Origin of the sequence: Actinokineospora sp. PR83 (assembly GCF_021056305.1) — a bacterium.
GTDB classification, from domain to species: Bacteria; Actinomycetota; Actinomycetes; order Mycobacteriales; family Pseudonocardiaceae; genus Actinokineospora; species Actinokineospora spheciospongiae.
Window position 1 is genome coordinate 132,315 of record NZ_JAJCXD010000078.1, and the last position, 7,988, is coordinate 140,302.

Here is a 7,988-nt window from a genome sequence, read left to right on the forward strand (position 1 = left end):
ACGGGTGGGTTCACGTCGACGACCTCCGCAGCACGCGGCCGGACAACAGGGTCACCAGGGCGATCACCAGCGCCAGCACGAGGGCGCCCGCGCTGCCCCGCCCCAGGTCCTGGCCGCCGGAACCCAGTGAGGTGTAGTAGAGGTAGACCAGCGGTGGCCGGGCGAACGGCGGGTAGCCGCGCGCGTCGCCGAGGATGTTGTAGAACTCGTCGAACGCCTGGTAGGCGTTGATCAGGTTCAGCACCAGCACCGCCACCAGCGCCCCGCGCAGGCCGGGCAGCGTCACGTGCCGGAACGTCTGCCACCCCGGGGAGGCGCCGTCGATCCACGCGGCCTCGTAGAGGTGGTCGGGGACGCGTTGCAGGGCGGCCAGGAACAGGATCATGTAGAAGCCAAGCTGCAACCACAGCCGCACGGTCACCAGCACGACCCAGTACAGCGGCGGGTCGACCGTGCCCACCCACGCCTGCGGTTCGCCGCCGAACCACCCGAGCACGGTGTTCACCACCCCGGTGTCCACCCCGGAGAACAGCGACATCTTCCACACCAGCGAGGCCACCACGTACGAGCAGGCGAACGGCAGGAAGAACACCGACCGCACGAACGCCCGCGCCACCCGCACCTGGTTGACCAGCAGCGCCAGCAGCAGCGACAGCACGACCGTGGTGGGCACGATCAGCGCCGCGAACGCGGAGAACGTGCCGATGCTGTCGAGGAACGCGCGGTCGGTGAGCATGTCGGTGTAGTTGTCGAGCCCGACGAACTCGGTCGGGGTGACGGTGTTGTGCGCGTCGAAGAAGCTCAGGTACGCGCTCCACCCGATCGGCACGTACGTGAACAGCAGCAACCCCGCCGCGAACGGACCGACGAACAGCCAGAACGCCAGTGCGCCCCGTCGGTTCACCGACCGGTCCTGCTGATCTCACCCCGGGCGACCTCCACCGCGGCGCGCAGTTCGGCGGCGGCGTCCGCCCCCTCGCGCGCGATCCGCGACACCGCGTCGGACAGGGCGGTGTTCGCCCGCGCCGACCACCGGGACGGGCTCGCGATCCGCCCGCTGTCGACGACGAACCCGACGATGTCCTTGGCGGGCCCCGACCGCAGCGACTCGGCCTTGTCGCCGAGGCTCTTGCGGGCGGGCACGTGCGCGCCGAACGCGGTGGCGAACTCGGTCTGGTAGTCGGTCTTCTCCACCCACAGCCACCGCACGTAGGCCTTCGCCGCCTCCACGTCGGCGCTGCGCGCGTTCACCATCGCGCTGTAGGCCCCGACCGGCACCGACACCGCACCGCTGTCGTCGAGCCTGGGGAACGGCAGCACCCCCACGTCGTCCCCGAGCGCGGCGGTGATCTTGGGCAGGTTCCACAGCCCGGTCCACTGCATGGCGACCCGGCCGTCGACCAACGCCCCCGGGTCCGACCAGTCGGCGGGGGCGCCCAGCAGCAGCCCGCCGCCGGTCTGCAACTCCCGGAACTTGCCGAACACGGTGGCGGCCCGCGGGTCGTCGAACCCCGGCGCTGTCCCGTCGGGGGACAGGAAGTCCAGCCCCGCGGCCCACAGCAGCGGCGGGGTCAGCACACCGACACCGCCGTCGTTGCCCGCGAACAGCCCGCGAACGCCTCCGGTGTTGAGCCGCTTGACCGCGTCCAGCAACTCGTCCACGGTCCGCGGCGGGGTCACCCCGGCCTGCTGGAGCAGGCTGGGCCGGTAGAACAGCACCTGCGTGTCGATGGACTGCGGGATGCCGTAGAGCTGCCCGTCCACGGTCTGCGATTCGAGCAGGGAGGCCACGAAGTCACCGCGGGCGTCCCCGAGCAGGTCGCCCACCGGCGCGACCTGCCCCTGCCGCACCCAGTCCACTTTCACCTGCGCCTCGAACACGTCCGGCACGGCGCTGTTCTGCAGGGCGGTGACGATCTTGGAGTCGTAGTCCCCGGGGTTCCACTGCACCTCGACCTTCGCCCCGGGGTAGGCGGCGGCGTACCGCCGGACGGCGTCCTGCACCCCGTCCTCCCCGTAGGCGTGGTACCAGTGCCGCAGCGTCCCCTTCGCCGACCCCTCCCGCCCGGTGTTCGACCCGCACGCCGCCAGCCCCAGCAACCCGGCCACCGCCAGGAACGACCGCCGACTCGTCTCGATCCCCATCAACCCGCCTCCCGGAGCACAGTGGCGGGAATTCTCGCACCACCCCCTCCGCGTGTCGACTCTTCCCAGCAGGAGGAACCCCCGCCCGGCTGCCGCGCCACCGCGCGGCGCGGCAGCCGGGCGGGGGAGCGCGCTCACACCGCGAGCGCCCGCCCCAGGTGCTCGTTCACCAGGTCCAGGAAGGCCCGCGGGGTGGTCAGCTCGGTGACCGCCTCGTCGGACAGCACCACCCCGTGGTCGCGCTCGATCCGGCCCTGGGTCTCCAGCAGGGCCAGCGAGTCGTAGCCCAGCTCCTCGAACGTGGTGTCCAGGAAGTCCGGGCCCACGTCGGCGGGTTCCTCGCCGCCCGCGCTCGCCCGCAAGACCTCGCTGAACTCGGTCGGGGTCATCTGCATCGTCCTAACCTCCGTGCTCTCGGTGTGCCCGCCCGGGAACGGGCGGGTCGGGCAGGTGTCGGTGGCGCTGCCTCAGTCGGCGGCGCGCACCACCACCGCGGAGTTGAAGCCGCCGAACCCGCGGGCGAGGACCAGCGCGGTGCGCAGCGCGGCCGGGCGCGGGGTGTCCAGCACCAGGTCGAGCCCGTCCGCCGCGGTGCCCGCGGTGTTGACCGAGGGCGGGATGACACCGTCCCGGATGGACAGCAGGGCGGCCACCACGTCCAGCGGCGCCCCGCCCGAGTACAGCCGCCCGGTCATCGTCTTGGGGGCGGTCACCGGCACCCGCCCGGCGCCGAACACCTCCACCAGCGCCGCCACCTCGGCCGCGTCCAGCTCCGGGGTGCCCGCGGCGTCGGCGAACACCACGTCGACGTCGGCGGCGTCCACGCCCGCGTCGGCCAGGGCCGCCTCGGCGGTGCGGCGCAGCGCCGACGGGCGGTCCGAGCCCGGCGCCGGGTCCAGGCCCGCGCCCCAGCCCGCCACCTCGCCGTAGGGGCGCTGCCCCGGGCGGGCGCCCGCCCGTTCGAGCACCAGGATGGCGCCGCCCTCACCGGGCACGTGCCCGGCGGCCCGGCGGTCGAAGGGCAGGTACGCCGCGTCCGGGTCGGCCGAGGTGCTCAGCCTGCCGCTGGGGAGCTGGGCGACCAGGCCCCACGGGCACAGCGACGAGTCCACACCCCCGGTGAGCACCAGGTCGGTGTCGCGGCGCAGGTGCCTGCGGGCCTGCGCGATCGCGTCGAGCCCGCCCGCCTGCTCCGACACCAGCACCCCGCTGGGGCCGCGCATCCCGTGCCGGATGGAGATCTGACCGGTGTTCACCGCGTAGAACCAGGCGAACGACTGGTAGGCGCTGACGTGCCGGGAACCCCGGCGCCACAGGTTCTCCAGCTCCCGCTGGCCGAACTCGAACCCGCCCGACGCGCTCGCGGTGACCACACCCATGCCGAACTCGGCCTGCTCGGCCGGGTCGACCCCGGCGTCGGCCAGCGCCCAGTCCGAGGCGACCAGCGCCATCCTGGTCATGTGGTCGGTCTGCGGCAGCAGCCGCGACGGCAGGTGCTCGCCCGCATCGAACCCGTCGACCTCCCCGGCCAGCCGCGACGGGTACCCCGCCGGGTCGAACCGGGTGATCGGCGCGATCCCGGTCACCCCCTTGAGGGTGGCCGCCCAGTACTGCTCGACGCCCAACCCGTTGGGGGACAGCACACCCAGGCCCGTCACCACCGCGCGGGTCACGCCGCCACCCCCGGCGCGGAGAGCACCATGGCGCTCTGGAACCCGCCGAACCCGCTGCCCACCGTGAGGACCGTGCCCACCGGCAGCTCGCGCGCGGTGAGCGGGGTGTAGTCCAGGTCGCACTCGGGGTCGGGTTCGTGCAGGTTCGCCGTCGGCGGCACCGCGTCGCGCTCGATGGCCAGGGCGCAGGCGGCGATCTCGATCGAGCCGATGGCGCCCAGCGAGTGCCCGATCATCGACTTGATCGACGACACCGGCACCGCGTAGGCGTGCGACCCCAGCGCCGACTTCATCGCCGCGGTCTCGTGCCGGTCGTTCTGCCGGGTGCCCGAGCCGTGCGCGTTGACGTAGTCCACCGCCGTGGGGTCGATGCGCGCCTCGTCGAGGGCGGCGCGGATCGCCTCGGCCAGCTCGCGGCCGTCCGGGCGCAGGCCGGTCATGTGGAAGGCGTTGCAGCGCGAGGCGAAACCGGTGACCTCCGCGTACACCCTGGCGCCGCGCGCGGCGGCCCGCCCCGCCTCCTCCAGCACGAACACCGCGGCGCCCTCGCCGAGCACAAAACCCCGGCGGGTGTTGTCGAACGGGCGCGAGGCGTGCTCCGGGTCGTCGTTGTACGGGGTGGTCGCCTTGATCGCGTCGAAGCAGGCCACCGTGATCGGGGAGATCGGCGCGTCGGCGGCGCCCGCGATCACCACGTCGGCCGAGCCCTCGCGGATCAGCTCGCAGCCGTGGCCGACCGAGTCGATCCCGGAGGTGCAGCCGGTGGAGACCACCGTGGCCGGCCCCTCGGCGCCGACCGCCCAGGCCACCTCGCGGGCCAGCGAGCTGGGCACCAGGTAGTCGTAGAGGTGCGGCACGGCGTAGGACGGGTCCACCAGCCACTTCTCGCCGGAGTCGCTGACCACCGCGTACTCCTGCTCCAGGCTCATCGTGCAGCCCACCGCGCTGCCCACGGTCACCCCGGTGCGCTCCGGGGGCAGGTCCGCGACGCCGAGGCCGCTGTCGGCCAGCGCCTCCCTGGCGCACACCGCGGCGAACTGGGCGGCGCGGTCCATCCGGCGCACCTCGCGCGGGCTCAGCCCGTGCGCCAGCGGGTCGAAGTCGGCCTCGGCGGCCACCCGCGAGCGGAACTGCCCCGGGTCGAACGTGGAGATCGCGCGGGTCGCGGTGCGTCCGCTGGTGACCAGGTCCCAGAACGCCTCCCGCCCGATCCCGCCGGGCGCCACCACCCCGATCCCGGTGATGACGACTCGTCGTTGTCCAGCCATGAGCCGACCTTTCGTCCGTGCCCCCGCCGACGGCGGTGTGGCCCTGTACCGCGTTCCCCGCATCGCTCTTCCGCTTGTGCCCCAGCATCACCGCCCCGGCTCAAAGCTCCCTGGAACAGTGCCGGGTTCGCCGTGGAGGAACGCTCCAGCCGGGCCGCGCGCGGCTCGGAACGCCGCCACCCAGCCGTCGACGTCGGCGCGCAGCACCCCGGTGCCCACCAGCAGACCGGCGTACCCGTCTGCCACCAGGCCCGCCGCGGCCACCGGGTCGTCCAGGCCGCTCGCGCTGACCGGGCACGGCGTCCCCGTGGCCAGCACGGCCGCCAGCAGCTCCCGGCTGCGCCCGAGGTCGGCCGACCCGCGCTCCCGGTCGCCGATGTCCTTGTTGTTCACCGCGACCACGCACTCGTCCGCGTGCGGCACCGCCGCCACCTCGGCGGCCGTGGTGACCTCGACGAACGGCGTCAGCCCCCGGCGCAGGGCCCCGGTGACCAAGCCGTCGAGCGCCCCCGCGGGCAGCACCGACGCGGTGATCAGCACCGCGTCGGCGCCCCAGGCGAGGCTGTCGTCCAGGTCGGACTCCCGCACGATGAAGTCCTTGCGCAGCAACGGGAGCCCGGTGCTCGCCGACACGGTCCGCAGGAGCTGCGGGGTGCCGCCGAACCACTTCCCGGTGACCACCGACACGCACGGGGCGCCCGCCCGCTCGTAGCGGGCGACCAGCGCCGCGGGGTCGCGGTCACCGAGCAGCGGCGACCCGGAACCGGTGCGCACCTTGACCTCCATCACCACCGGCAGCTCGGCGGCGAGCAGCGCCTCGGTGAACCTCACCGCGGGCTCCCCGCCCAGCCGCGCACCAGCGCCGCCACCCGGTCCCCGGACAACCGGCCCGCTGCGTCCCGCGCCGCGGTGTCCACGTCCACGCCGAGGAAGTCCGGGTGCGACACCACCTCGGCGAACCGGTCCCGGTCGGCCGCGGTGACCCCGCCCGCCACCAGGAACGGCGTGCCCAGCTCCGCCGCGACCGCGGCGATCAGCGCGGGGTCGGCCGCGGTGCCGGTGCTGCCCAGGCGGTCGCCGTCGGCGGTGTCGAGCAGGAACGCCCCCACCCCCGCCCGCCGGTAGGCGGGGATGAGCCCCTGTTGCAGGCACCGGCCACCGCGCAGGTGCAGCACCTTGATCACCGACACCCCGTCGGCGGTGAGCCTGCGCACCAGGTTCGGTGACTGGTGCCCGTGCAACTGCACCCGCCGGGCGCCGGTGCGCCGCACCAGGTCCGGCAGGCCCTCGCCGTGCAGGGTGACCAGCACCGGCTCGGGTGCGGTCGCGGCCAGCAGCGCCGCCGCGGTCGCCGGGGGCAGGTCGGCGTGCCCGCCGGGCACCCCGCACCACACGCCCACCAGGTCCACCCCGGCCCCGGCCAGCACCTCCAGGTCGGCGGGTGTGCGGGCGCCGCAGACCTTGACCACCGGGCCGCTCACCCCAGCCCCAGCATGGCGGCGATGCGGTTGCGCTGGATCTCCGAGGTCCCGGAGTAGAGGGTGCCGCCGACCGCGTCCCGCAGCTCCCGCTCGATCCCGGTGTCCGCCAGGTACCCGGCGCCGCCGAACACCTGCACGGCGGTCAGCGCGGAGGACACGTTGACCTCGCTGGTGACCAGCTTGGCGATGGCGACGTCCTCGGTGACGTTCTCGCCCGCGGCGAACCGCTCCGCGGTGCCGTAGAGCCACGACCGCGCGGTGCGCAGCCCGATCTCGGCGTCCACGAGCCGGTGCGACACCGCCTGGTAGCTGCCGATCGGCGCACCGAACTGGCGCCGGGAGCGGGCGTGCTCCAGGCAGCGGTCCAACCGGTGCCGGATGGCGCCCGCGGTGATGGCGAACGAGCAGAGGATCTCCCACTTCATCACGTGGTCGAGCACCAGGAACCCGCCGCCGACCGGGCCGAGTGCGTTCGCCGCGGGCACCCGCACCCCGTCGAGGTAGAGCGCCCCGAGCGGGGAGGTCCGCAGGCCCATCTTCGCCTGCGCCGGGCCGAAGCGCAGGCCCTCGGTGCCCCGCTCGACAAGGAACGCCGTCGTCCCCAGTGGACCGGAGTCGCCGCTGGTGCGCGCGTACACCACGACCAGGTCGGCGATGGGGCCGTTGCTGACGAACGCCTTGGTCCCGGTCAGCACGAAGTGGTCGCCGTCGCGCACGGCGCGGGTGCGCATCCGCAGCGCGTCGGACCCGGTCTCGGACTCGGTGATCGCGTGCGCGCCGATCGTCTCGCCCGAGCACACCCCGGGCAGGTACCTGTCCTTCAGTTCGGCGCTGCCGTGGCGTTGCAGCGCGATGCCGGTGCTGACCATGTGCGTGGACACCGAGAACCCCAGCCCGCCGTCGCGGCAGCCCTCGCCCAGCGCCTCCAGCACGTGCATGGTGGTCACCAGGTCCCGGCCGAGCCCGCCCCAGCGCTCCCCGAAGGGCAGCCCCAGCAGGCCCGCGCGCCGCAGCGCCGCCCACTTGGCGCGGGGGAACTCGGCGCGTTCGTCCTGCCTGACGTGCTCGTCGTTGAGCACGCCAAGCCACGGGGTGAGACCGCCGCGCAGCGCGTCCTGCTCCGCTGTCGTCCTGATCACCGGTGTGACCCCCCGATCATGTCCCACTCCACGTGTCGACCTCTCAGTACTGGGAGAACTCCGCCGAATCCAGGTTGTGCCGCTCGTCCCCGCGCAGCGCCGGGGTGAACACGCACACCAGCTTGAGGTCGCAGTGCGGTGCGGCCACCAGGAAGTGCGCGTCGTGCCGGTCGAGCGCGTAGAGCACCCCGGGCACGATCCGGTGGCTGTTGCCCGCCAGGTCGATCACCTCGCCCTCGCCCTCGAAGCAGTAGCAGGCCTCCAGGTGGCGCCGGTACTCCA

General features: G+C 73.9%; 9 protein-coding genes. All 9 read right to left on the reverse strand.

All coding sequences use genetic code 11. The features are described 5' to 3' along the window. Positions 1–10: 10 nt before the first annotated feature. Complete coding sequence (locus tag L6E12_RS25705; RefSeq protein ID WP_236230485.1) at positions 11–904, reverse strand: carbohydrate ABC transporter permease; 894 nt, start codon at positions 902–904, stop codon at positions 11–13. After that, on the reverse strand, positions 901–2,145 hold the full coding sequence (locus tag L6E12_RS25710) for an ABC transporter substrate-binding protein (protein ID WP_236230486.1): 1,245 nt from the start codon (positions 2,143–2,145) through the stop codon (positions 901–903). The genes L6E12_RS25705 and L6E12_RS25710 overlap by 4 nt, the downstream gene beginning before the upstream one ends. 134 nt (positions 2,146–2,279) lie before the next feature. Continuing rightward, on the reverse strand, positions 2,280–2,540 hold the full coding sequence (locus L6E12_RS25715) for an acyl carrier protein (protein WP_236230487.1): 261 nt from the start codon (positions 2,538–2,540) through the stop codon (positions 2,280–2,282). A 72-nt stretch (positions 2,541–2,612) separates the two neighbouring features. Next, entirely contained in the window at positions 2,613–3,818 is a 1,206-nt protein-coding gene (locus tag L6E12_RS25720) for a ketosynthase chain-length factor (RefSeq protein ID WP_236230488.1), read from the reverse strand. Further along, complete coding sequence (locus tag L6E12_RS25725; RefSeq protein WP_236230489.1) at positions 3,815–5,086, reverse strand: beta-ketoacyl synthase; 1,272 nt, start codon at positions 5,084–5,086, stop codon at positions 3,815–3,817. Before L6E12_RS25725 ends, L6E12_RS25720 begins: the two co-directional genes overlap by 4 nt. An 87-nt stretch (positions 5,087–5,173) precedes the next feature. Continuing rightward, the gene (locus tag L6E12_RS25730; protein WP_236230490.1) at positions 5,174–5,917 is read right to left on the reverse strand and encodes a hypothetical protein; all 744 of its coding nucleotides are present in this window, start codon (positions 5,915–5,917) and stop codon (positions 5,174–5,176) included. After that, complete coding sequence (locus L6E12_RS34530) at positions 5,914–6,567, reverse strand: hypothetical protein (RefSeq protein ID WP_236230491.1); 654 nt, start codon at positions 6,565–6,567, stop codon at positions 5,914–5,916. Before L6E12_RS34530 ends, L6E12_RS25730 begins: the two co-directional genes overlap by 4 nt. Next, positions 6,564–7,706, reverse strand: coding sequence for an acyl-CoA dehydrogenase family protein (locus L6E12_RS25740; RefSeq protein ID WP_236230492.1), 1,143 nt, complete (start codon positions 7,704–7,706; stop codon positions 6,564–6,566). The genes L6E12_RS34530 and L6E12_RS25740 overlap by 4 nt, the downstream gene beginning before the upstream one ends. 43 nt (positions 7,707–7,749) lie before the next feature. Beyond that, a partial coding sequence (locus L6E12_RS25745; RefSeq protein ID WP_236230493.1) for an ectoine synthase occupies positions 7,750–7,988 on the reverse strand: 239 nt, incomplete at its 5' end.